Here is a 22,067-nt window from a genome sequence, read left to right on the forward strand (position 1 = left end):
CGTGACCGGCGGCGGCCTGTGCCGCCTGCTGCTCGCCGCCCTGTGCCTGTGGCTCGTGCTGGCGTCGGCAGGGACCCCAGCCAGCGCGGCGGAAGCGCCTGATGCCTTCGACGTGATCTGGGCCGAAGCGGAACTCGAACCCGATGGCCAGCCCGCGCTGCAACGCCGGGTACAGCTGCCCTTCCGCTGGGACCACGAGTTCCCGGGGCGCGGCGGCAAGGCCACCTACCGCATCGAGTTGCCCGCCTCCGCGGTACCGGTGGGCCAGTCCGCGGCCCTGCTGCTCTCGGGTGCTGGCAACCAGGTGGCGATCTCCTTCAACGACGCACTCGTGGCCAGCTACGGCACCCTGGGCGCGCCGAACTACGACGCATCCAAGAGCAACCTGCTGGTGCCGGTGCCCACCGTGCTGCACCAGCAAGGCCAGCCGCAGTTGCTGGTGGTGCGCACCACCATCCAGCGCCAGCGCGGCGCGGGGCTGGCCAGCGTCCACTACGGCCCGGAGACGTCCCTCGCGGCGGTCTACCGGGCCAGGCAGAACTGGCGCAACACATCGGCCATCGTCTATGCCGTCAGCCTGCTGCTGATGGGCGGCATCGCCGGAGGGCTCTGGCTGCGCCAGCGCGACGCGCTCTACGGCTGCTTCGCGCTGGCCGCGCTCTCTGGCGTGGCGCGCAACCTCGATCGCGTGTGGCCCGACGTGGCCATCCCCTGGCCGCTGTGGGGCGCCATCGTGGCGGTCTGCTACGCCTGCCACATCGGGCTGATCGCGCGCTTCGTGCTGCTGGTGCTGGAGCGCAATCCGCCGTGGCTGGTGCGCTCCATCTATACCGCGCTGGCGCTGTCGGTCACGCTGGCGTGCGCTTCTTTCGCGTTCGCGCAGCCGCTGCTGTGGACCGGCGGGCTGGTCATCCTGCAGCTCACCAGCATCATCTGCCTGCCCTACGTGGTGTACGGCGCGCTGGTGGACCGGCGACGCATCGCAGGCGTGCTGATGGCCGCGGGCACGCTGGCCATCCTGGCCGGCGCGCATGACCTGCTGCTGGTGCGCATGGGCCTCTTCGGCGGCGCCTACTACACGCTCACGGCGCACGCGATGTTCTTCTTCGTGATGATCCTGGCCGGCCTGGTGGTCGAGCGCTACAGCCGCACCGTGGCCGACTACCGCGCACTCAACGCCAACCTCGCGGCCCGCGTGGCCGAACGCGAAGACCAGTTGCGCAGCGCCTTCGACACCATGCGCCAGCAGCAGCAGGAACAGGCCGTGCTGCTGGAGCGCCAGCGCATCATGCGAGAGATCCACGACGGCGTGGGCTCGCAGCTGGTCGGGCTGCTCAACGTGGTGACGCAGGCCCGGCCCGACCGCTCGGTGATCGAGGAACACGTCAAGCTCGCGCTCGACGAGATGCGCATGGCCGTCGATTCGCTGCAGCCCACGCACGACGACCTGGCCACCGTACTGGCCACGCTGCGCTACCGCCTGCAGCCGCGGCTCGATGCCGCCGGCATCGAGCTGGTGTGGGACGTGGAAGTGATCCCGCAGCTGGAGCCCTTCGCCGCGCAGGCGGCCCTGCAGCTGCAGCGCATCCTGCTGGAGGCCTTCACCAACGTGCTCAAGCACGCGGGTGCCACGCGCATCGTGATGCATGCGAGCTGGCACGGGGAAGAGACGCCCTCGCTGGTGCGCATCATGCTCACCGACAACGGACGCGGCCTGTCTTCGGCGCCGGCCAGTGGCGGGCGAACGGGCCACGGCATCGCCAACATGCGGGCGCGCGCCCAGTCCATCGGCGCGCGGCTGCAGATCGAGACGGTGGATCCGGCCGCCGGAGGCACGCGCATGCAGCTCGACTGGCCCTGCTCGCCGGCCTGAGGCGCTGCCCGGTCAGCGCAGGGCGAAAGCCAGCGTCACCGCGCCCAGCGCCAGCAGCCCGAGGCCGGCGATGAACACCATCTCGCCCCACGCCTCCAGCTTCGCGCCGGAAATGCGTGAGCGCATCGAGATGAAGGACAGCAACGCGCTGGCCAGGAAGACCAGCGCGTCCACTGCGAGCAGGCGGTCGATCAGCAGCCGCATGTCGTCGCGCGGCCCGAGGTGCCCGATGGACATCACCGTCATGCACACGCCGATCATGGTGGCCGACGTGGGCAGGATGTGCGCCGAGAGGCTCTGTGCAGGTGACGTCATTCGAGCGGCGGTTCTGAAGTCTCGGTTCCTTCGTGGAACACCGAGGAACCGGCCTCGCCGGGCCTCGAGTGTTCCCCGCGGGGGTTGGCGGCGCGACACGCAGTGCGCGCAGCCCGGGGGGGTCAGCCAATCCTCACGGGCACGAAGATCTTGTCTTCGCCGCGCTGGATCAGCAGCGCCACCGACTTGTTGCTGGCCTTCGCCACCACCTCGCGCACCTGCTCCACGCTCTGCGCCGGGGTGCCGTTGATGGCCAGCAGCACGTCGCCCGCCTGCACCCCGGCCTGGGCGGAGGGGCCGGCCGCGTCCTCGATCAGCAGGCCGTTGTCGACGGAGGCTTCGCGCTTTTCCTGCGGCTGCAGCGGCCGCAGCGCCAGGCCCAGCTTGCCCTGGCCCACGTCGGCATCGGCCTTCGCGACCTTGGCGGGCTTGTCGCTCGCGTCGCCGAGCTTGGCCTGCAGCTCCTGGCGTTCGCCCTGGCGCCACACTTCCAGCGTGACCTTCTTGCCCGGAGCCTGCTGGCCGATCACAGCCGGCAGGTCGCCCGAGGACACGATGGGCTGGCCGTCGACCTTGCGGATCACGTCGCCCGCCTTCAGGCCGGCCTTGTCGCCGGGGCCGCCCTTCTCGATGTTCGAGACCAGCGCGCCTTCGGGCTTGTCGAGCTTGAACGAATCGGCGAAGGCCTGGTTCACCTCCTGCACCGCAATGCCGAGGCGTGCGTGCTGCGCCTTGCCGGTGGCGACGATCTGGTCCTTCACCTGGATCGCCACGTCGATCGGGATCGCGAACGACACGCCCTGGTAGCCGCCGCTGCGGCTGTAGATCTGCGAGTTGATGCCGACCACCTCGCCACGCGTGTTGAGCAGCGGGCCGCCGGAATTGCCGGGGTTCACAGCCACGTCGGTCTGGATGAAGGGCACGTAGCTGTCGTCGGGCAGCGAGCGGCCCTTGGCGCTCACCACGCCGGCCGTCACGGTGTTCTCGAAGCCGAAGGGCGAGCCGATGGCCAGCACCCATTCGCCGACCTTCAGGTCCTTGGTGTTGCCCAGCGCGAGCACCGGCAGGTTCTTCGCGTCGATCTTGAGCACCGCGATGTCGGTCTTGGCGTCGGCGCCCAGCACCTTCGCGCGGTATTCGCGGCGGTCGGTGAGCTTGACGGTGACTTCCTTCGCGTCCTTCACGACGTGGGCGTTGGTGATGATGATGCCGCTGGGGTCGACGATGAAGCCCGAGCCCTGCGCACGCACTGGCACCTCGCGCTGCTGTTGCTGGCCGCGCGGGTTCATCTGGCCCTGGAAGCGGCGGAAGAACTGGAACATCGGATCGTCCGGATCGACGCCCTGGATCTCGGCGGCGGCCTCGTCGTCGGACGCCTTCATGGTGCCGGTCACGCTGATGTTGACCACGGCCGGGCCGTCGCGCGAAGTGATCGTCGAGAAGTCGGGCAGCGTGACCATGGCGGCCGGCGCGGTCGCGACGGCGTTGGTGGTCGGCGCACCCACGGCGCGGGCGCTGGTGTAGGCGCCGGCGCCGACGGCACCGATCACGCCGGCGCTTGCCAGGGCGATGGCCAGGGCACGGGGAGAAGTCAGACGTGAGTTCATTCGTCGGTTCCTTTCAAGGCGTATGGACGCAAAACGATGAAAGGAATGTCGCGGGTCTGACTTAAGCGCCGCTTAAACGGCGCGGCGCCGCCGCAAGGGACTCAGGCGCGCGCCGGAAAGCGCACCAGCACGCGCAGGCCGCCGAGGCTGGACGACTGGTCGAGCGCCACCGTCGCCCCGTGCAGGTCGGCGATCGACTTGACGATGGCCAGCCCCAGCCCGCTGCCCGGCGCCTGCGACTCGCCGGAGCGGTAGAACCGGTCGAGCACCCGCTCGCGCTCCTCGGGCGGCAGGCCCGGTCCGCTGTCGTCCACGGTGAGCTCGACGGTGCCGCCCACACGGGCGATGCCGATGTCGACCCGGCCCTCGACCGGCGTGTACTTGATGGCGTTTTCCAGCAGGTTGCGAAGCAGCATTCGCAGGGCTTCCGACTGTCCAAGCACCACCGCAGCCTCGTCGGCATGCGCGATGCCGATGTCGATGCCCCTCGCCTGCGCAGCCGCCACCGCGTCGGAAACCGCGAGCCGCGCGACCTCGGCCAGGTCGACCGGCTCGGGCCTGGCGCCGGCCGCGATGCTGGCCTCGTGCCGGGCCAGCGCGAGCATCTGCTCGACCAGCCGCGTGGCGCGGTCGATGCCCGCCACCAGCCGGCTCACGGCGAGCTCGCGCGAGGCATCGTCGGGTGCGCGCTGCAGGCCCTGCACCTGCAGCTTGAGCGCGGCCAGGGGCGAGCGCAGTTCGTGCGCGGCATCGGCGACGAAATGCTTCTGCGCATCGAAGGCATGGCGCACGCGGTCGAAGAGCAGGTTCAGTTCCTGCACCAGCGGACGCACCTCGTCGGGCAGGTTCTCGTCGCTCACCGGGGAGAGATCGTCCGCCTGCCGCGAGGCGACCTGCCTTCGCACGCGCGCCACCGGCGCAAGCGACCTGCTCACCACCCACCACACGACCAGCATCAGAAGCGGCGCCATCAGCGCCACCGGCGCGATGGTGCGCAGCGCCAGCGTACCGGCCATGTGGCGGCGCGCCGCCATGTCCTGCGCCACCTGGATCACCAGCCCGCGCGTCTGCATCGAGAACACGCGATACGTGGTGCCGCGTGCGTTCACGTCGGCGAAGCCCAGCACCGCCAGCTGCGGCAGCGCGGCCTGCTCGGCCGATTCGAAGATGCGCACGCCGTCGGCCGTCCACACCTGCACGACGAAGTCGAAGTTCTGCTCGGCGGCGCCCAGCCCTCCCACCGCGGCGCTCGGCGGCAGGCCCGCGCGCAGCGACAGCGCCATCTGCTGCATGTGATAGTCGAAGATGTCGTCGGCCTCCGCGAGCACCGTGCGATAAGCCACCAGCGCCTGTGCGCCCGCAGCCAGAACGATGGCTGCAAGAAGGAACCACAACAGGCGCGCGCGCAGCGAACCGGTCAGCGAATCAAACAGCCGCCTCATGCCCCCTCCCTTCGCGGGACGTCACGGAACCGGCTTCGCCGGCCCGTAGACGTCGCCCCCGGAAGGGGGTTGGCGAAGCGACACGAAGTGCGCGAGGCCTGGGGGCGAGTCATAGCTTCGGCACCATGTAGCCGACACCCCTCACATTGCGGATGAACTCCGCGCCGAGCTTCTTGCGCAGCCCGTGCACATAGACCTCGACCGCGTTGCTGCTGATCTCGTCCTTCCAGCTGTAGAGCTTCTCCTCGAGCTGCGCGCGCGACAGCACCATGCCCGGCCTCGCCAGCAGGGGCTCCAGCACGGCCCACTCGCGCGCCGACAGCACCACCGGCTGGCCGGCCACCGTGACCTCGCGCGTGGCCGGGTTGATGCTCACGCCCATGTGCTCGTACACCGGCTCTGCGCGCCCCGCCGCCCGGCGCAGCAAGGCGCGTATGCGGGCAAGGAGCTCGTCGAGGTCGTAGGGCTTGAGCACATAGTCGTCGGCGCCGGCATCGAGGCCTTCGATGCGCTGCTGCACCGAGTCGCGCGCGGTGGCGATCAGCACCGGCATGCGCTGCTTGCGCGCGCGCAGGTTGCGCAAGACCTCGAGGCCGTCGCGCCTGGGCACGCCCAGGTCGAGCATCACGAGGTCGTATTGCTGGGTCCGCAGCGCCGTTTCGGCGGCCTCGCCGTCTTTCACCCAGTCCACCGCGTACTGTTCGGCGCGCAGCAGGTCGAGCACCGCTTCGCCGATCATCACGTCGTCTTCGAGGAGGAGCAGTCGCATGGTTGTGTCCGTTTCGGGGGTTCGAGGCGCGGGCTTCGGCCAAAGTTCAGATCGGGCCCGCGCTCAGAGCAGAGACCGGACTTCGCGCGCGGCTTCGAAGAGCAGCGGCAGCATCTCGCGCAGCAGTGTCTCCTCCTGGTAGCGCGTGCCCGAGAGCACCACGTTGAGCGCCGCCACAGTGCGGCCCTGCATGTCGCGCAGCGGCACGGCCAGCGCCTGCACACCCAGCTCGTGTTCCTCGCTGGCGAAGCAGTAGTCGTCCTTGCGCGTGCGGGCGATCAGCTGCCGCAGGCCCCGTGCCTGCGTCACCGTGCGGGGCGTGAGCCGCGCCAGGTGCCGGCCCTTGAGCCATTGCATGAACTGGGTCGGCGCCATCGCCGCCAGCAGCACGCGCCCGGTGGAGGTGGCATGCGCGGGCAGCCGCGCGCCCAGGTGCAGGCCGTAGGCGAGCACCCGGGTCGGCGTGCCGTAGGTGCCGCTGCGCGCAACGATGACGACCTCCTCGCCATCGAGCACCACGGCCGAGAACGACTCGCCGGTCTGCGCCGCGAGCCGGTTCAGCGTCGGCTGCAGCGCGCGCGGCAGGCGCGACGAGGCGAGATAGCTGCCCGAGAAGCGCAGCACCTTCGGCGCCATCCAGAAATAGCTGCCGTCGGTCTCCAGGTAGCCCAGGTGGGCCAGCGTCAGCAGGTGGCGGCGGGCGGCGGCGCGCGTGAGGCCGGCGCGCTCGGCGGCCAGCGTGGCGTTCAGGCGCTGGCGCTCGGTGTCGAAGCTTTCGAGCACGGCCATGCCCTTGGCGATGCCCTCGATGAAGTCGGCCTTGGCGATGCTCATTCGGCGGGATGGTTCGTCGTCTATGGAAGTGTTGCGCGATGATCGCGCACGCATTCGCATGATCGCACACAGCCGCGCAAGCGGCCTCCACGGAACGCCCCGCGCGCCCTACGCTCCGCAAAACCCTTTCGGAGACACCCACATGCGCACCCAGGTCGCCATCATCGGAGCCGGTCCCGCCGGCCTGCTGCTCGGTCAGCTTCTGTACAAGGCAGGCATCGACAACGTCATCGTCGAACGCCAGAGCGGCGACTACGTGCTCGGCCGCATCCGCGCCGGCGTGCTGGAACAGGTCACCATGGACCTGCTGGCGCGTGCCGGCGTCGACACCCGCGCCAAGGCCGAGGGCCTACCGCACGAGGGCATCGAGCTGCTCTTCAAGGGCGCGCGCCACCGCATCGACATGCACGGCCTCACCGGCGGCAAGCAGGTGACGGTGTACGGCCAGACCGAAGTGACGCGCGACCTGATGGAAGCACGCGCGGCCGAGGGCCTGACCACCATCTACAGCGCGGCCAACGTGAGCCTGCACGACTTCCAGTCGGGCAAGCCGCGCGTGCGCTACGAGAAGGACGGCCAGACGCACGAGATCGAATGCGACTTCATCGCCGGCTGCGACGGCTACCACGGCGTGAGCCGCGCCAGCGTGCCGGCCGACGCGATCCAGACCTACGAGAAGATCTACCCCTTCGGCTGGCTCGGCGTGCTGGCCGACGTGCCGCCGGTTTCGCACGAACTCATCTATGCCAACACCGCGCGCGGCTTCGCGCTGTGCAGCATGCGCAGCGCCACGCGCAGCCGCTACTACGTGCAGGTGCCGACCGAGGAGCGGGTGGAGAACTGGAGCGACGAGGCCTTCTGGAACGAGCTGCGCGAGCGGCTCGACCCCGAGGCGCGCGAGCGCCTGGTGACCGGCCCTTCGCTGGAAAAGAGCATCGCGCCGCTGCGCAGCTTCGTCGCGGAGCCGATGCGCTTCGGCTCCCTCTTCCTGGCGGGCGACGCGGCGCACATCGTGCCGCCGACCGGCGCCAAGGGCCTGAACCTCGCTACGGCCGACGTGGGGTATCTCTCGCGTGCCGTCGAAATCTTCTACGGCGAGAAGTCGGCCTCGGCGCTCGACCGCTACTCCGACCTGTGCCTGCGCCGCGTCTGGAAGGCCGAGCGCTTCTCGTGGTGGTTCACTTCGCTGATGCACCGCTTTCCCGAGACGGGCGCCTTCGGGCAGAAGATCCAGGAGGCGGAGCTCGACTACCTCGTGCACTCGACCGCAGCCTCCACCGCGCTGGCGGAGAACTACGTCGGGCTGCCGCTCGAAGACTTCTAGGCCGCAGCCGTAGCCTTGGCCGCAACAGGCCGGCCTTCCAGCGCGGCCTTCATGGCCGCCCCGCCCTGCTCCATCATCGGTGCGATGTAGGCAGCCATGGCGTCGGGCAATACGTCGGTGATCCAGACGAAGCGAGAGCGGCCCTCCCCTTCCTCGAACACCTGCGCCGTCGCATGGTGATGCGTCGCCTTGCCGCCTGTGACGGTGTAGGCCAGCCGGCGGTGCGCTTCGTCGATGCCCACCAGCACCTCTCGCGCAACGAGGCCGTTGGCGAAGGTCAGGATGCGGGCGCCCTCCGCGTCGATCGTGCAGGCCGTGAGAAAACCCGGCGCGAGCCGCGTGTGCACGGCGTTGAAATCCCGCAGCGCATCCCAGACCTGCGCTGCGCCTGCCTCGACGACGAATTCCTTGTAGACCGTGGCCATGGTGCCGCTCCTCGTTCAGGGGCAGACCGCCTCGACGTTGTTGCCGTCGGGATCGATCAGGAAGGCCGCGTAATAGGTCGGGCTGTAGTCCGGCCTCGGGCCTGCACCGCCGTTGTCGGTGCCTCCGGCTTGCAGGCCTGCCTTGTGGAAGGCGGCCACGGCCTCGTGGCTGGGTGCGCGGAAGGCGATATGGGTGCCCGGCCCTTTTGCCGCGCCCTTGGCGGCATAGAGCCACAGTGCCGGCTCGTCCGCAGGGCCGATGCCGGCGTAGCTGTCGTCGTGCGGGCCCGGCACGTGGCCCAGCGGCGCGAGCGCGGCCTCGTAGAAGCGGCGGCTCGCGGCGAGGTCCGCGACTTTCAGTCCGATGTGGTCGTACATGATGGTTTCCTGCTCGATGTGTTGATCAGGAGTCCATCATCGAAGAGCGCCGCGATCCGCTCTTGGAGAATCTTGCGATCGCCCTTTGCCGCCCTGCGGAAGCCGCCGGGCGACACGCCCGCGGCCCGATGGAAGGTGCGCACGAAGTTGCTCAGATCGGCAAAGCCCACGTCCAGCGCGACCTCGGTCACCGGCCGGTGCTCGTCTTCGGCCAGCAGCCGCGCGGCGCGCCGCAGGCGTGAGCGCACGAGGTACTGGTGCGGCGTGACGCCCAGCACCTGCGAGAACAGCCGCAGGAAGTGGAAGGAGCTCAGGCCGGCTTCGGCAGCGGCGCCGTCGAGGCCGATGTCGTGCTGCAGGTTGGCGTCGATCCACATCGCGGCGTCGACCGCGCGGCGGCGGTCGCGGGAGATGGCCGACGAAGGCAGCTTCGGCTTCGCCCGGCCCGAGACGACCTCGACGAAGCGGCTCGCGAACCACATGCCCAGCTCGTCCAACCCCACGTCGCCTTGCCCGTCGGCCGCGGCCTGGGCCAGTTCGCCGATGACCACCAGTTCCGCCAGCGGCGGCACACCGCCGGCGCGCCAGGTCTTGCCGTCGCCGCCGATCAGGTCGACGAAGCCCGGCGAGAGGTGAAAGGCCAGGCACTCGTCGCCGCAGACGTGGTGGTCGTGCGTGCAGACGTACTCGTCGCCCGGGCAGCCGACCAGCACCGAGCCGGCGACCAGTTCATAGGCATTGCCGCGCGTGCGATAACCGAAGCTGCCCTTGCGCACGTACGAGACCGAATAACCTTCGTGCATTTCTGTGAAAGGCTGCGCGTCGGGACCCGCATCGCAGCGGTAGCTGGCGATGCGGATTGCGTCGGTCTGTACTTCGTTGGTGACAAGCATGGCCGACGCCCTCGTGCCCCACGAAAACGATTGCTCAATCGACCGTTTGCATCGCCTGCCAGACGCGTGCGGGGCTCAGCGGCATGTGCAGGCGCGGTGCGCGCGTGGCGAGGCCGTTGCGCGCGAAGGCATCGGCCACCGCGTTCACGATGGCCGGCGTGGCGCCGATGGTGCCCAGCTCGCCCACGCCCTTCACGCCCAGCGGGTTGTTCTTGCAGGGCGTGGACTCGTCCATCTCCATGTTGAACATGGTGTCGACGATGTCCGCGCGCGGAGCCGCGTAGTCCATCAGGCTGCCGGTGACAGGCTGGCCGGTCTCGTGGTCGTACACCACCTGCTCGTACAGCGCCTGGCCGATGCCCTGCACAGCGCCTCCCTCGAGCTGGCCGCGCACGATCATCGGATTGATCACGCGGCCCACGTCGTTGACCGAGCTGTAGGCCACCACGCTGATCTCGCCGGTGGGCGGATCGATCTCGATCTCGCAGATGTGGCAGCCGTTGGGCCAGGTGGGGCCCGCCACGGTGCTGGTGGAGTCGACGAAGATCTCGCGCCCGGGCTGCTTCGCCGCCAGCGTGAACAGGTCGAGCTCGAGGTCGGTGCCGGCCACGTTGAACACGCCGCGGCTGTAGACGATGTCGTCGAGCGAGGCCTCGAACTCCTGCGCTGCGAGTTCGCGCGCCTTGTCGATGGTGCGCTCGGCGCCGATGCGCACGGCCGAGCCGCCGGTGAAGAGAGAGCGCGAGCCGGCGCTGCCGAAGCCGTCGCCGCGGTCGGTGTCGCCGAGCACCACGCGGACCTTCTCGATGGGCACGCCGAAGGCGTCCACAGCGAGCTGGGCCAGCGAGGTGGCGATGCCCTGCCCCATGGCGTTGACGGCCGAGAAAACCTCGATCACGCCGTCGGCCTGCACCGAGACTGTGACGCGCTCCTCGAAGACGTTGCCGCCCGTCCACTCCAGGAAGGTAGCGATGCCCAGGCCGCGGTGCTTGCCCCGGCCGGCCGACTCGGCGGCGCGGGCCTCGAAGCCCTGCCAGTCCGCGAGCGTGAGCGCCTGGTCCATCACCGACTCGAAGTTGCCGGTGTCGTAGGTCTGCGCCATCGGGTTCTTGTACGGCATCTGCTCCGGGCGGATGAAGTTGCGCCGGCGCAGCGCGACGCGGTCGATGCCGGTCTGCCGCGCGGCCTCGTCCATGAGCCGCTCGATGGTGAAGATGGCTTCGGGGCGCCCCGCGCCGCGGTAGGCGCCGGTGGGCGCGGTGTTGGTGAGCACCGCCTTGAAATGGAAGTCGATGGTCTGGATGTCGTAGACGCTGGTCTGCACCCAGGGGCCGATGAGCAGTTGGATCGCGACGCCGGTGCCGGTGGCGTAGGCGCCGACGTTGGCGAGCGTCTTGATGCGCAGCGCGAGAATCCTGCCATCGGCGTCGAGCGCCATCTCGGCGCGCGCCTCGATGTCGCGGCCGTGCGCGCTGGAGAGGAACTCCTCGCTGCGGTCGGCCACCCACTTCACCGGCCGGTCCACCTGCAGCGCCGCATAGGCGACAGCGATGTCCTCCGGATAGGCACCGGTCTTCATGCCGAACCCGCCACCGACGTCGCCCACCACCACGCGCACCTTCTCCTTCGGCAGGCCGATGGCGGCGCAGATGGCGTCGCGCACGCCGGACGGCATCTGCGTGCTCATGCGGATCGTGAGGCGGCCGGTCTTGGGGTCGCGCGCAGCGAGCACCGAACGCGGCTCGATCGTGAGGGCGACCACCCGCTGGTTGATCACGTCGAGGGCGATCACGTGGCTGGCCCGGGCGAAGGCAGCCGTGGCGGCCTCGCTGCTGCCGTGGCGCATTTCTGCGCTGATGTTGCCGGTGGCCTCCTCGCACAGCAGCGGCGCGCCCTCGGCGGTGGCGCTGGCGAGGTCGACCACCATGGGCAGCTCTTCATACTCGACCATGATGGCTTCGGCCGCGTCGCGCGCCTGCTGCACGGTCTCGGCCACCACCGCGGCCACCACCTCGCCGACGAAACGGGTGCGCTCATGGGCGATGGCCCGGCGCGGCGGGCTGGCGCTGTCGCTGCCGTCCGCGCGCTTGAACCCCGCGGCGCCCGGCAGGGGCTTGACGCCGGCATCGGCCATCTCGGCGCCGGTGATCACGCGCAGCACGCCGGGCATGGCGGCGGCGGCGCTGGTGTCGATGGAAACGATCCGCGCATGCGGATACGAGGATCGGAGGAAGACGAGGTGCGCCTGCTCAGGCAGCGTGACGTCGTCGGTGTAGCGTCCGGCGCCCGAGAGAAGGCTTTCGTCTTCGAGGCGGCGAACTGCCTGGCCGCTGCCGAAGCGGGTGGGATTGGGTTCAGTGGTCAACGTTGTCCTCTTGTACTTATCCCCGGCGTTCGCTCGGGCCTGCCTGATCTGGTCGTTGATGCTGCAAATGCAAGCTGTGCACTATAGGGTTTCCGGCGGGTCTTGTGGCGCCGGGTCGTAGGAGCCGACTGCTGGTGGCGATGTCGACCGGACGCGATTTTCACCGACTGGCCCCATGTTTGCGAAGCCGTGTATACCTATGGACATGCGACAACTGCCCTGGCTCGAACCCGGAGATGCCCTGCCCGACCCCGCTTCGGCCTGGGGAGCAGCCGACCCGGTACCCGGTCTGCTGGCCGCCGGCGGCGCGCTCGACGTCGATACTTTGATGCAGGCCTACGGCAACTGCGTCTTCCCCTGGTTCAGCGAGGATCAGCCGATCCTGTGGTGGAGCCCCGACCCGCGCATGGTGCTGCAGGTGGACGAGTTCAGGCTGCACCGATCGCTGCGCAAGACCCTGGCGCGCTTCGTGGAAACACCCGGCTGCGAGGTGCGCATCGACCACGGTTTCGAGGCCGTCATCAGGGCCTGCTCGGCCTCGCCGCGGGTGGGCCAGTCGGGCACCTGGATCGTGCCGGACATGGTGGCGGCCTATACGGATTTGCACCGCGCGGGCCACGCCCACAGCGTCGAGACCTGGATCGACGGCGAGCTCGCGGGCGGCCTGTACTGCGTTTCGCTGGGTCGCGCGGTCTTCGGCGAGTCGATGTTCACCCGCCGTCCGGACGCATCGAAGATCGCGCTGGCGGCGCTGGTGTCGCTCTGTCGCCACTTCGGCGTGCGGATGATCGACTGCCAGCAGAACACCGCCCACCTCGCGAGCCTCGGCGCCCGCGAAATGCCGCGCAAGCGCTTCGTCGCGCACGTGGCAGGGGCACGGCAGGAACAGGGCCCACGGTGGCGATTCGAGCCCGTATACTGGTCCGAACTCCTTTCAGCGCGACCTCCCTCCCTGACGTGACGCACCTCAAGGATCTCCCGCTCCACACACTGCAGTTCTATGCGACTGCACCCTACCCCTGCAGCTACCTGCCGGACCGGCAAGCCCGCTCGCAAGTGGCCACGCCCAGCCACCTGATCCACAACGACGCCTACTCCGACCTGGTGCTCAGCGGCTTCCGGCGCAGCGGCATGTTCACCTACCGGCCCTACTGCGATGGCTGCCGCGCCTGCATCCCGCTGCGCGTGCTGGCCAACTCCTTCCGTCCCAACCGCAGCCAGCGCCGGGCGGTGAAGCAGCATGCCAACCTGCAGGCCCGCGTGCTCAAGCTGTGCTTCATGCCGGAGCACTACCAGCTCTACCTGCGCTACCAGAACGGCCGCCACGCCGGCGGCGGCATGGACCACGACAGCATCGACCAGTACACCCAGTTCCTGCTGCAGAGCCGGGTCAATTCGCGGCTGGTGGAATTCCGCGAGACCCTGCCCGACGGCAGCGCTGGCGCGCTCAGGATGGTGTCGATCCTCGACGTGCTCAACGACGGCATCTCGGCCGTCTACACCTTCTACGAGCCCGACTCGAGCGCCGGCTACGGCACCTACAGCGTGCTCTGGCAGATCGAGCAGGCCCGCAAGCTGGGGCTGCCGCACGTCTATCTGGGCTACTGGATCGAGCACAGCCCCAAGATGAACTACAAGGCGCGCTTTTCCCCTCATGAAGTGTTGTTGGACGGCCGCTGGCAGGCACCAGGCGATTTCACAAGATAAAATGGCGCTCGGTCATCACCGCAGAGCGCCATGAGAAAAAACCAATCCGACATTCCCGCCGTTCCCGTGATCCAGGTGATCGAGCGCATGTTCGCGCTGATCGACGTCCTGGCCTCCCGCGAGGACGCGATTTCGCTGAAGGAGATCAGCGAAAAGACAGGGCTCCACCCGTCGACCACGCACCGCATCCTCAACGACCTGGCCGTCGGCCGCTTCGTCGACCGCCCCGAAGCAGGCAGCTACCGGCTCGGCATGCGCCTGCTGGAGCTCGGCAACCTGGTCAAGGGCCGGCTCAACGTACGCGACGCAGCCCTGGGCCCGATGCGCGAGCTGCACAAGCTGACGCAGCAGCCCGTCAACCTCAGCATGCGCCAGGGCGACGAGATCGTCTACATCGAGCGCTCCTACAGCGAGCGCTCCGGCATGCAGGTGGTGCGCGCCATTGGCGGCCGCGCCGCCCTGCACCTGACCTCGACCGGCAAGCTGTTCCTGGCAGCCGACGACCCGCAGCGGGTGCGCAGCTACGCCACGCGCACCGGGCTGGCTGGCCACACCCGCAACAGCATCACCCAGCTGCCCGCGCTGGAGCGCGAACTGTCGAAGGCGCGCCAGTACGGCATCGCCCGCGACAACGAAGAGCTGGAACTGGGGGTGCGATGCATGGCTGCAGGCATCTATGACGACCAGGGCAAGCTGGTGGCCGGCTTGTCGATCTCGGCGCCAGCCGACAGGTTGGACGAAGGCTGGCTGCCCAAGCTGCAGGCCACGGCCAACGAGATCTCGGGCGCGCTGGGGTTCAAGGAAGGCATGTCGGCCACGCCCTCGCCTTCCGCAAGCTCCTCACCTTCCGCTGGTGCTTGACCTGGCACCGGCAGCAGCCGCGCCGCCCGCCAAAAACAAAACAGGCCCTCGCAGGGCCTGTTTTTCGTTGGGGACAGGATCTGCCTGATCAGCCAGCCACCTGGTATGCAGCGTTGCGCGACGAGGCCGCCGGCGAACCGACCGCATGCGTGGCTTCCACCCAGCGGCGCACGCGCTCCGCATCGGCAATGCGGCTGAACTTGCCGGCCGAATCCAGGAACACCATGATCAGCTTGCGGCCGGCAACCCGGGCCTGCATCACGAGGCATTGGCCGGCTTCGGAGATGTAGCCGGTCTTCTGCACGCCGATTTCCCAATCGGGGCTCTTCACGAGACGGTTGGTGGTATTGAACTGCAGCACGCGGTTGCCGACTTCGACCTGGTACTCGGGCGAGGTCGACAGCGAACGCACGGTGGCATCGGCGTAGGCGGCGTTGACCAGCAGAGCCAGGTCTTGCGCGCTCGACTGGTTGCGGCTCGACAGGCCGGTGGGCTCCACGTAGCGCGTGTCCTTCATGCCGAGCATCTTGGCCTTGGCGTTCATGATGCTCACGAAGGTCGCCAGGCCACCCGGATAGGTGCGGCCGAGCGCGTGCGCTGCACGGTTCTCGCTCGACATCAGCGCCAGGTGCAGCAGTTCGCCGCGCGAGAGCGTGGTACCGACGGTCAGACGCGAGCTGCTGCGCTTCTCGGTGTCGACGTCGTCCTGGGTGATGGTGATGAGTTCGTCGTTCGGCAGATGGGCCTCGCTGATGAGCAGGCCGGTCATGAGCTTGGTGAGCGACGCGATCGGCAGCACGGCGTGGTCGTTCTTGCTGAGCAGAACTTCGTGGGTGTCCTGGTCGATGACCAGCGCAACGCTCGACTTCAGGTCGAGCGCATCTTCGGTTCCATGCAGGCCGGCCATCTGGCCGAAGGATTGGCGCGGAGCCTCCACGACGCGTACCACCGAGCGGCGCTGCACGGCCACCACGGTCTTGCCGTTCTTCTTGTGGATGGTGGCGACGACGTTGCGGCCGCCGCGAACCACCTTCTCGGCGCGTTCGGCCTTTTCGGCACGGCCGCCGCGCTTGGCGACGACGGCGGTCTTCGAGGAAGCGGCGCTGCGCTTGACTTCGACGGGCACAGGCCCCTTCGCCTTCTTGGCGGCGACGGCGGTCTTGGCGGCGGGCTTTTCCTTCTTTGCTGCCTGGGCGCCAGGCAGCAAAAACGCCGTGGCGCAGAGCGCGACGGCGATGGCTTTGAAAGCGGGCAGGAACCGCTGGCTGGAAACTCGGCTTAGGCGGGCTTCAGGCATTAATAAATCTCCAGCGGCGACAAACGAGGACCGCAGTGTATCGAAATCAAAAAAGACACGCAATATCAGTTACTTGCATCCTCTTCTTCATTCGAATAACAAGGATCGCCCGACAACCTAACCTTGTGCCGCAACTCTCTCAGCTTGGCTCTGTAACTTGTTGAGCGCACTCAAATAAGCCTTAGCCGAAGCGACAACGATGTCCGGATCTGCACCCACACCGTTGACTACCCGCCCTGCGTTTTGTAACCGGACTGTAACTTCTCCCTGGCTTTCCGTCGAGCCGCTGATGGCGTTTACAGAGTAAAGAACCATCTCGGCACCACTCTTGACATGCGACTCGATGGCCTTCAGGGAAGCATCAACCGGGCCATTCCCGTCGGATTCGCCGGTGACTTCCTTGCCCTGGACGGTGAACACGATTTTCGCCTGGGGGCGCTCGCCGGTTTCGCTGTGCTGGGAGAGAGAGACGAAAGCAAACTGCTCACCAACGTTCGACACCTCCTCCGCGCTGACGAGCGCGAGGATGTCCTCGTCGAAAATCTCGGACTTCCGATCGGCCAGTTCCTTGAAGCGCAGGAAGGCAGCGTTGATCTCGCCTTCGCTGTCCATGGCCACGCCCAGCTCCTGCAGGCGCTGCTTGAAGGCGTTGCGGCCGCTGAGCTTGCCCAGCACGATCTTGTTGGCGGTCCAGCCCACGTCTTCCGCACGCATGATCTCGTAGGTGTCGCGCGCCTTCAGCACGCCGTCCTGGTGGATGCCCGAGGCATGCGCGAAGGCGTTGGCGCCCACCACCGCCTTGTTGGGCTGCACCACGAAGCCGGTGGTCTGGCTGACCATGCGGCTGGCGGCCACGATGTGCTGGGTGTCGATGCGCAGGTCGAGCCCGAAGTAGTCCTTGCGGGTCTTCACCGCCATGACGACCTCCTCGAGCGAGCAGTTGCCCGCGCGCTCGCCCAGGCCATTGATGGTGCACTCCACCTGGCGCGCGCCGCCGATCTTCACGCCGGCCAGCGAGTTGGCCACGGCCATGCCCAGGTCGTTGTGGCAGTGCACCGACCAGATCGCCTTGTCGCTGTTGGGAATGCGCTCACGCAGCATCTTGATGAAGTTGCCGTAGAGCTCGGGGATGGCGTAGCCGACGGTGTCGGGCACGTTGATGGTGGTGGCGCCTTCGGCGATCACGGTTTCGAGCACGCGGCACAGGAAGTCGGGGTCGCTGCGATAGCCGTCCTCGGGGCTGAATTCCACGTCGCCGATCTGGTTGCGCGCGAAGCGCACCGCCAGTCTCGCCTGTTCATGCACCTCCTCGGGCGACATGCGCAGCTTCTTTTCCATGTGAAGCGGCGAGGTGGCGATGAAGGTGTGGATCCGCCCGCGGGCCGCGCCCTTGAGGGCCTCGGCTGCTCGGCCGATGTCGCGGTCGTTGGCGCGCGAGAGGCCGCACACCGTCGAATCCTTGATCGTGTTGGCGATCGCCTTCACCGCCTCGAAGTCACCGTTCGAGCTGGCCGGAAAGCCCGCCTCGATGACGTCGACCTTCAGCCGCTCCAGCAGCTTGGCGATGCGCATCTTCTCGTCGCGCGTCATCGAGGCGCCCGGCGATTGCTCGCCGTCGCGCAGGGTGGTGTCGAAAATGATCAGCTGGTCGGTCATCGTGGTTCTCCTTCGTACGCGCCTTTCCTGCGCGTCCGGACCGGACCAGCGCTTCAGCGTCAGGCGACTTCAACCACCGATTGTGCGCTGTGCGCGCCCCGGGTACGCGCACGTTGCACGCCCGAGACGATCGCCTTCAGCGAAGCGGTGACCACGTTCGCGTCCACGCCCACGCCGAAGAGCGTGTGCGTGCCGTCCACGCGCAGCTCCAGGTAGGCCACCGACTTCGCGTCGGCACCCGCGCCGATGGCATGCTGGTGGTAGTCCATCACGCGCACGGAATGGCCCGTGGCCTGGCTCAGCGCCTGCGTGAAGGCGTCGATGGGACCGTTGCCGCGGCCCTCGATGGCGCGGACTTCGCCGTCCCATTGCACGTCGGCCTGAATCGCCACGGCAGCCTCTGCGCCCTCGCCCTTCTCCTCGATCAGGCGATGCGGCAGCGACTGCGCGGTCTCGATGCCGTATTCGCGCACGAACAGCTGCCAGAGGTCGGCCGCGGTGAGCTCCTTGCCGGCCACGTCCATCACGCGCTGCACCGACTGCATGAACTCCATCTGCAGGCGGCGCGGCATCTCGATGCCGTACTCGCTCTCGAGGAGGTAGGCCATGCCGCCCTTGCCCGACTGGCTGTTCACGCGGATCACCGCCTCGTAGCTGCGGCCGACGTCCTTCGGGTCGATCGGGAGGTACGGAATCTCCCAGACGTCGCCGTCCTTGCGCGCCGCGAAGGCCTTCTTGATCGCGTCCTGGTGCGAGCCCGAGAACGAGGTGTAGACCAGGTCGCCCACGTACGGATGGCGCGGGTGCACCGGGATCTGGTTGCAGTGCTCGACGGTGGCGCGGATCTCGTCGATGTTCGAGAAGTCGAGCTCCGGCGATACGCCCTGGGTATAGAGGTTGAGCGCGACGTTCACCAGGTCGAGATTGCCGGTGCGCTCGCCGTTGCCGAAGAGGCAGCCTTCGATGCGCTCGGCGCCGGCCATCAAGGCCAGTTCACCCGCCGCCGTGCCGGTGCCACGGTCATTGTGCGGATGCACGCACAGCACGATGGAGTCGCGGCGCGCGAGGTTGCGGTGCATCCACTCGATCATGTCGGCGAAGATGTTCGGCGTGGAGTGCTCGACCGTGGTGGGCAGGTTGATGATGCACTTGCGCTCGGGCGTGGGCGCCCAGACTTCGGTCACCGCGTCGACCACGCGCTTGGAGAAGTGGACATCGGTGCCCGAGAACATCTCGGGCGAGTATTGGAAGGTCCACTTCGTGTTCGGCTGCTTGGCAGCGAACTCGTTGAACATGCGGGCGTGGCTGCTGGCGAGTTCGACGATCTGGTCCTCGTCCATGCCGAGCACCACGCGGCGCATGACGGGCGCAACCGCGTTGTAGAGATGCACGATCGCGCGCGGGGCGCCCTGCAGCGATTCGAAGGTGCGGGCGATGAGGTGGTCGCGCGCCTGCGTCAGCACCTGGATCGTCACGTCGTCGGGAATGCGGTCTTCCTCGATGAGCTTGCGCACGAAGTCGAATTCGATCTGAGAAGCCGAGGGGAAGCCGACCTCGATCTCCTTGAAGCCGATGGCCACGAGGGTTTCGAACATGCGCATCTTGCGCGCGATGTCCATGGGTTCGACCAGGGCCTGGTTGCCATCGCGCAGGTCTGTCGACAGCCAGATCGGCGCCTTGGTCAGCACGGCATCGGGCCAGGTACGGTCCTTGAGGCCGATCGGGGCGAATGCGCGGTACTTGCTTTGAGGTTGCTTGAGCATGTCGATTTCTCTGTGATGGTTGGTAATCGACCAGCAACCCCAAAAAACAAACGGCCCGTTGCTGGTGCGAACGGGCCGTGATGAGGGATTTGCGCGTGCGCTACCGTCTCCGCCCGTGAGGGAGGGCTAGTAGGGCCAGAAGCGAAATCTTGTTCATGAGGGTGTCGAATGTAGCACAAGCCACGCTCAGTTATGCAAGCCCCGTTCGTCGGGCTCCTCCGTCGAGGTGCTGATCACGCTGGCCTGCTGGCCCTTGGCCTTGCGCCAGGCATAGACCACATAGCCGCTCAGGCCGTAGACGACGAACAGGCCGAACAGCACCGTCGGCGGGTGGATGTTGATGACGGCGATGCCCAGCGCGATCAGCACGATCACCGCGAAAGGCACGCTCTTCTTCATCTGGATGTCCTTGAAGCTGTAGAACGGCGCATTGGTGACCATCGTGAGGCCCGCGTACAGAGTGAACGCGAAGGTGACCCACGTGATCTGCGTCCACGAGAGATACAGCACCTCGCCACCGCGCTTGCCCCACTCGTTCACCAGCCAGATGAAGCCCGCAACGAGCGCAGCAGCTGCAGGTGACGGCAGCCCCTGGAACCAGCGCTTGTCGACCACGCCGGTGTTGACGTTGAAGCGCGCGAGGCGCAGCGCCGCGCATGCGCAATAGACGAAGGCAGCGATCCAGCCCCAGCGGCCCAGCCCCTTGAGCGACCACTCGTAGGCGATGAGCGCCGGCGCTGCGCCGAACGACACCATGTCGGACAGCGAATCCATCTGCTCGCCGAACGCGCTCTGCGTATTGGTCATGCGCGCGACGCGGCCGTCGAGGCTGTCGAGGATCATCGCCGCGAACACGCCGAGCGCCGCGAGGTCGAAGCGCGCGTTCATGGCCATCACGACCGAATAGAAGCCGCCGAACAGCGCCGCCAGCGTGAACAGGTTCGGCAGGATGTAGATGCCTTTGCGGCGCTTGCGCGGCGGCACATCGTCGGGAAGCGTGTCGTCATGCATCGAATTTGCCTCCATCCCTCGTGCGTGCTGCGTGGGTAGCTATCCATTCGATAGCATCTTGATCTGTGAATCGCATGGTTCGCAGTGTAGTTCAGGGGCCCGCGTCGTCCCCTTTCAAACAAAAGGGCCACCGCAACGGGTGGCCCTCGGGAAACGGGCGCCGAAGCGCCCTCCTGGCTGGCAGATCAGTTGCGGGTCTGGTCGACCAGCTTGTTCTTCTTGATCCAGGGCATCATCGCGCGCAGCTTCTCGCCGACGACTTCGATCTGGTGCTCTGCATTCAGGCGGCGGCGGCTGATCAGCGTGGGAGCGCCAGCGGCGTTTTCCAGCACGAAGCTCTTGGCGTATTCGCCGGTCTGGATGTCCTTCAGGACCTGCTTCATGACCTTCTTGGTCTCTTCGGTCACGACACGCGGGCCGGTGACGTACTCGCCGTACTCGGCGTTGTTCGAGATCGAGTAGTTCATGTTGGCGATGCCGCCTTCGTAGATCAAGTCGACGATCAGCTTCAGTTCGTGCAGGCACTCGAAGTACGCCATTTCGGGGGCGTAGCCGGCCTCCACCAGCGTTTCGAAACCGGCCTTGATCAGCTCGACCGTGCCGCCGCACAGAACCGCTTGTTCGCCGAACAGGTCGGTCTCGGTTTCTTCGCGGAAGTTGGTCTCGATGATGCCGGCCTTGCCGCCGCCGTTGGCAGTGGCGTAGCTCAGCGCGAGGTCGCGCGCCTTGCCGGTCTTGTCCTGGTGCACGGCCACGAGGTGGGGCACGCCGCCACCCTGGGTGTACGTGCTGCGCACGGTGTGGCCCGGGGCCTTGGGAGCGACCATCCACACGTCGAGGTCGGCGCGCGGCTGCACGAAGCCGTAGTGCACGTTGAAGCCGTGCGCGAAGACCAGCGAAGCGCCTTCCTTGATGTTCGGGGCGACGTCGTTCTTGTAGACGTTGGCGATCTGCTCGTCGGGCAGCAGGATCATGACCACGTCGGCGGCCTTCACGGCCTCGGCCACTTCGGCGACCTTCAGGCCGGCCTTCTCGACCTTGGGCCAGGAAGCGCCGCCCTTGCGCAGGCCGACCACGACCTTCACACCGCTGTCGTTCAGGTTCTGCGCGTGCGCATGGCCCTGCGAGCCGTAGCCGATGATTGCAACCGTCTTGCCCTTGATGAGGCTCAGGTCAGCGTCCTTGTCGTAGTAAACCTTCATTTGAATCTCTCCTAAAAAATCTCTCGCACCCGTGCGGGATGCATTTCACTCAAAGGCCGGAGGAATTCCGGTCCTTCATCTGCTGGTTGATGGACACGAGGCTGTCGTGGATGCGGAACAGCACGATGAGCAGTTCGCTGTAGATGCGTACGCCGATGGTGCCGAAGATCAGGACCGTGAAGGCCGGCAGGTACTGGCGCTGCAACAGCGCTGCCACCGCCAGCACGACCACGCCCAGCAGGCCGAGGAAATAGAGCACCCGGACGATCGCCGGGGTCACCATCCTGTCGAAACCAAGCAGTCCTCGCATCACTCTCGCCTCATGTGTGGATGAACGTATGAACT

The 22,067-nt window shown here is 67.5% G+C and carries 20 protein-coding genes; 5 read left to right on the plus strand and 15 right to left on the minus strand.

The genetic code is table 11. From position 1 onward, the window contains the following. Position 1 precedes the first annotated feature (1 nt). Positions 2–1,873 carry a sensor histidine kinase gene (locus tag G369_RS0105415; protein WP_019652964.1) on the plus strand — a complete coding sequence of 624 codons (1,872 nt, stop codon included), beginning with the start codon at positions 2–4 and terminating at the stop codon, positions 1,871–1,873. Positions 1,874–1,885: 12 nt separating this feature from the next. Here G369_RS0105415 and G369_RS0105420 read toward each other — a convergent pair whose 3' ends face one another. The 5 genes from G369_RS0105420 to G369_RS0105440 all read right to left on the minus strand — a co-directional run bounded on the left by G369_RS0105420 (position 1,886) and on the right by G369_RS0105440 (position 6,840). Then, complete coding sequence (locus G369_RS0105420) at positions 1,886–2,188, minus strand: hypothetical protein (protein ID WP_019652965.1); 303 nt, start codon at positions 2,186–2,188, stop codon at positions 1,886–1,888. Positions 2,189–2,310: 122 nt separating this feature from the next. After that, complete coding sequence (locus G369_RS0105425; RefSeq protein ID WP_019652966.1) at positions 2,311–3,795, minus strand: DegQ family serine endoprotease; 1,485 nt, start codon at positions 3,793–3,795, stop codon at positions 2,311–2,313. Positions 3,796–3,896: 101 nt separating this feature from the next. After that, positions 3,897–5,237 carry an ATP-binding protein gene (locus tag G369_RS0105430; protein ID WP_019652967.1) on the minus strand — a complete coding sequence of 447 codons (1,341 nt, stop codon included), beginning with the start codon at positions 5,235–5,237 and terminating at the stop codon, positions 3,897–3,899. A 109-nt stretch (positions 5,238–5,346) separates the two neighbouring features. After that, positions 5,347–6,006: a response regulator gene (locus G369_RS0105435; RefSeq protein WP_019652968.1), complete on the minus strand. Its 660-nt coding sequence runs from the start codon at positions 6,004–6,006 to the stop codon at positions 5,347–5,349. 63 nt (positions 6,007–6,069) lie between these two features. Beyond that, positions 6,070–6,840: an IclR family transcriptional regulator domain-containing protein gene (locus G369_RS0105440; RefSeq protein ID WP_019652969.1), complete on the minus strand. Its 771-nt coding sequence runs from the start codon at positions 6,838–6,840 to the stop codon at positions 6,070–6,072. Between the two features lie 142 nt (positions 6,841–6,982). Between G369_RS0105440 and pobA the strand changes: the two genes are divergently transcribed. Then, positions 6,983–8,164: a 4-hydroxybenzoate 3-monooxygenase gene (pobA, locus tag G369_RS0105445; RefSeq protein WP_026346214.1), complete on the plus strand. Its 1,182-nt coding sequence runs from the start codon at positions 6,983–6,985 to the stop codon at positions 8,162–8,164. Here pobA and G369_RS0105450 read toward each other — a convergent pair. From G369_RS0105450 to G369_RS0105465, 4 genes are read right to left on the minus strand one after another with little or no spacing between them, the layout of a single operon-like run. After that, entirely contained in the window at positions 8,161–8,589 is a 429-nt protein-coding gene (locus G369_RS0105450; RefSeq protein WP_019652971.1) for an SRPBCC family protein, read from the minus strand. The genes pobA and G369_RS0105450 overlap by 4 nt on opposite strands. Positions 8,590–8,604: 15 nt before the next feature. After that, a complete protein-coding gene (locus G369_RS0105455) occupies positions 8,605–8,967 on the minus strand; it encodes a VOC family protein (protein WP_019652972.1) in 363 nt (120 codons plus the stop codon). Continuing rightward, positions 8,946–9,860, minus strand: a complete 915-nt coding sequence (locus G369_RS0105460; RefSeq protein ID WP_019652973.1) for a helix-turn-helix domain-containing protein — start codon at positions 9,858–9,860, stop codon at positions 8,946–8,948. Before G369_RS0105460 ends, G369_RS0105455 begins: the two co-directional genes overlap by 22 nt. Before the next feature lie 34 nt (positions 9,861–9,894). Next, complete coding sequence (locus G369_RS0105465; RefSeq protein ID WP_019652974.1) at positions 9,895–12,225, minus strand: xanthine dehydrogenase family protein molybdopterin-binding subunit; 2,331 nt, start codon at positions 12,223–12,225, stop codon at positions 9,895–9,897. Positions 12,226–12,430: 205 nt separating this feature from the next. Here G369_RS0105465 and aat point away from each other — a divergent pair, with 205 nt between their 5' ends. From aat to G369_RS0105480, 3 genes are read left to right on the plus strand one after another with little or no spacing between them, the layout of a single operon-like run. After that, a complete protein-coding gene (gene aat, locus G369_RS0105470) occupies positions 12,431–13,186 on the plus strand; it encodes a leucyl/phenylalanyl-tRNA--protein transferase (protein ID WP_026346215.1) in 756 nt (251 codons plus the stop codon). After that, on the plus strand, positions 13,183–13,932 hold the full coding sequence (locus G369_RS0105475) for an arginyltransferase (RefSeq protein WP_019652976.1): 750 nt from the start codon (positions 13,183–13,185) through the stop codon (positions 13,930–13,932). Before aat ends, G369_RS0105475 begins: the two co-directional genes overlap by 4 nt. A 30-nt stretch (positions 13,933–13,962) precedes the next feature. Next, on the plus strand, positions 13,963–14,793 hold the full coding sequence (locus G369_RS0105480; protein ID WP_019652977.1) for an IclR family transcriptional regulator: 831 nt from the start codon (positions 13,963–13,965) through the stop codon (positions 14,791–14,793). An 88-nt stretch (positions 14,794–14,881) separates the two neighbouring features. Here G369_RS0105480 and G369_RS0105485 read toward each other — a convergent pair whose 3' ends face one another. From G369_RS0105485 to G369_RS0105510, 6 genes are all read right to left on the minus strand, one after another. Further along, entirely contained in the window at positions 14,882–16,090 is a 1,209-nt protein-coding gene (locus G369_RS0105485; protein WP_019652978.1) for a serine hydrolase, read from the minus strand. Positions 16,091–16,207: 117 nt separating this feature from the next. After that, a complete protein-coding gene (locus G369_RS0105490; RefSeq protein ID WP_019652979.1) occupies positions 16,208–17,746 on the minus strand; it encodes a 2-isopropylmalate synthase in 1,539 nt (512 codons plus the stop codon). A gap of 59 nt (positions 17,747–17,805) precedes the next feature. After that, on the minus strand, positions 17,806–19,509 hold the full coding sequence (gene leuA / locus G369_RS0105495; RefSeq protein ID WP_019652980.1) for a 2-isopropylmalate synthase: 1,704 nt from the start codon (positions 19,507–19,509) through the stop codon (positions 17,806–17,808). 186 nt (positions 19,510–19,695) lie between these two features. Beyond that, positions 19,696–20,520, minus strand: a complete 825-nt coding sequence (pssA, locus tag G369_RS0105500) for a CDP-diacylglycerol--serine O-phosphatidyltransferase (protein ID WP_019652981.1) — start codon at positions 20,518–20,520, stop codon at positions 19,696–19,698. 185 nt (positions 20,521–20,705) lie between these two features. Beyond that, complete coding sequence (ilvC, locus tag G369_RS0105505; protein ID WP_019652982.1) at positions 20,706–21,722, minus strand: ketol-acid reductoisomerase; 1,017 nt, start codon at positions 21,720–21,722, stop codon at positions 20,706–20,708. 49 nt (positions 21,723–21,771) lie between these two features. Beyond that, the gene (locus G369_RS0105510; protein ID WP_019652983.1) at positions 21,772–22,032 is read right to left on the minus strand and encodes a DUF4282 domain-containing protein; all 261 of its coding nucleotides are present in this window, start codon (positions 22,030–22,032) and stop codon (positions 21,772–21,774) included. Positions 22,033–22,067: the final 35 nt, after the last annotated feature.

This window comes from Variovorax atrisoli 110B, from assembly GCF_000382045.1.
Lineage (GTDB): Bacteria > Pseudomonadota > Gammaproteobacteria > Burkholderiales > Burkholderiaceae_C > Variovorax > Variovorax atrisoli.

What these genes read in the sequence shown, in the direction of transcription:
- G369_RS0105435 (WP_019652968.1), bottom strand. Translation starts at nt 6,006, where the DNA reads ATGCGACTGCTCCTCCTCGAAGACGACGTGATGATCGGCGAAGCGGTG.
- G369_RS0105460 (WP_019652973.1), bottom strand. Translation starts at nt 9,860, where the DNA reads ATGCTTGTCACCAACGAAGTACAGACCGACGCAATCCGCATCGCCAGC.
- G369_RS0105455 (WP_019652972.1), bottom strand. Translation starts at nt 8,967, where the DNA reads ATGTACGACCACATCGGACTGAAAGTCGCGGACCTCGCCGCGAGCCGC.
- leuA (WP_019652980.1), bottom strand. Translation starts at nt 19,509, where the DNA reads ATGCTCAAGCAACCTCAAAGCAAGTACCGCGCATTCGCCCCGATCGGC.
- G369_RS0105420 (WP_019652965.1), bottom strand. Translation starts at nt 2,188, where the DNA reads ATGACGTCACCTGCACAGAGCCTCTCGGCGCACATCCTGCCCACGTCG.
- G369_RS0105430 (WP_019652967.1), bottom strand. Translation starts at nt 5,237, where the DNA reads ATGAGGCGGCTGTTTGATTCGCTGACCGGTTCGCTGCGCGCGCGCCTG.
- pssA (WP_019652981.1), bottom strand. Translation starts at nt 20,520, where the DNA reads ATGCATGACGACACGCTTCCCGACGATGTGCCGCCGCGCAAGCGCCGC.
- G369_RS0105450 (WP_019652971.1), bottom strand. Translation starts at nt 8,589, where the DNA reads ATGGCCACGGTCTACAAGGAATTCGTCGTCGAGGCAGGCGCAGCGCAG.
- G369_RS0105485 (WP_019652978.1), bottom strand. Translation starts at nt 16,090, where the DNA reads ATGCCTGAAGCCCGCCTAAGCCGAGTTTCCAGCCAGCGGTTCCTGCCC.
- aat (WP_026346215.1), top strand. Translation starts at nt 12,431, where the DNA reads ATGCGACAACTGCCCTGGCTCGAACCCGGAGATGCCCTGCCCGACCCC.
- G369_RS0105510 (WP_019652983.1), bottom strand. Translation starts at nt 22,032, where the DNA reads ATGCGAGGACTGCTTGGTTTCGACAGGATGGTGACCCCGGCGATCGTC.
- ilvC (WP_019652982.1), bottom strand. Translation starts at nt 21,722, where the DNA reads ATGAAGGTTTACTACGACAAGGACGCTGACCTGAGCCTCATCAAGGGC.
- G369_RS0105440 (WP_019652969.1), bottom strand. Translation starts at nt 6,840, where the DNA reads ATGAGCATCGCCAAGGCCGACTTCATCGAGGGCATCGCCAAGGGCATG.
- G369_RS0105425 (WP_019652966.1), bottom strand. Translation starts at nt 3,795, where the DNA reads ATGAACTCACGTCTGACTTCTCCCCGTGCCCTGGCCATCGCCCTGGCA.
- G369_RS0105480 (WP_019652977.1), top strand. Translation starts at nt 13,963, where the DNA reads ATGAGAAAAAACCAATCCGACATTCCCGCCGTTCCCGTGATCCAGGTG.
- pobA (WP_026346214.1), top strand. Translation starts at nt 6,983, where the DNA reads ATGCGCACCCAGGTCGCCATCATCGGAGCCGGTCCCGCCGGCCTGCTG.
- G369_RS0105490 (WP_019652979.1), bottom strand. Translation starts at nt 17,746, where the DNA reads ATGACCGACCAGCTGATCATTTTCGACACCACCCTGCGCGACGGCGAG.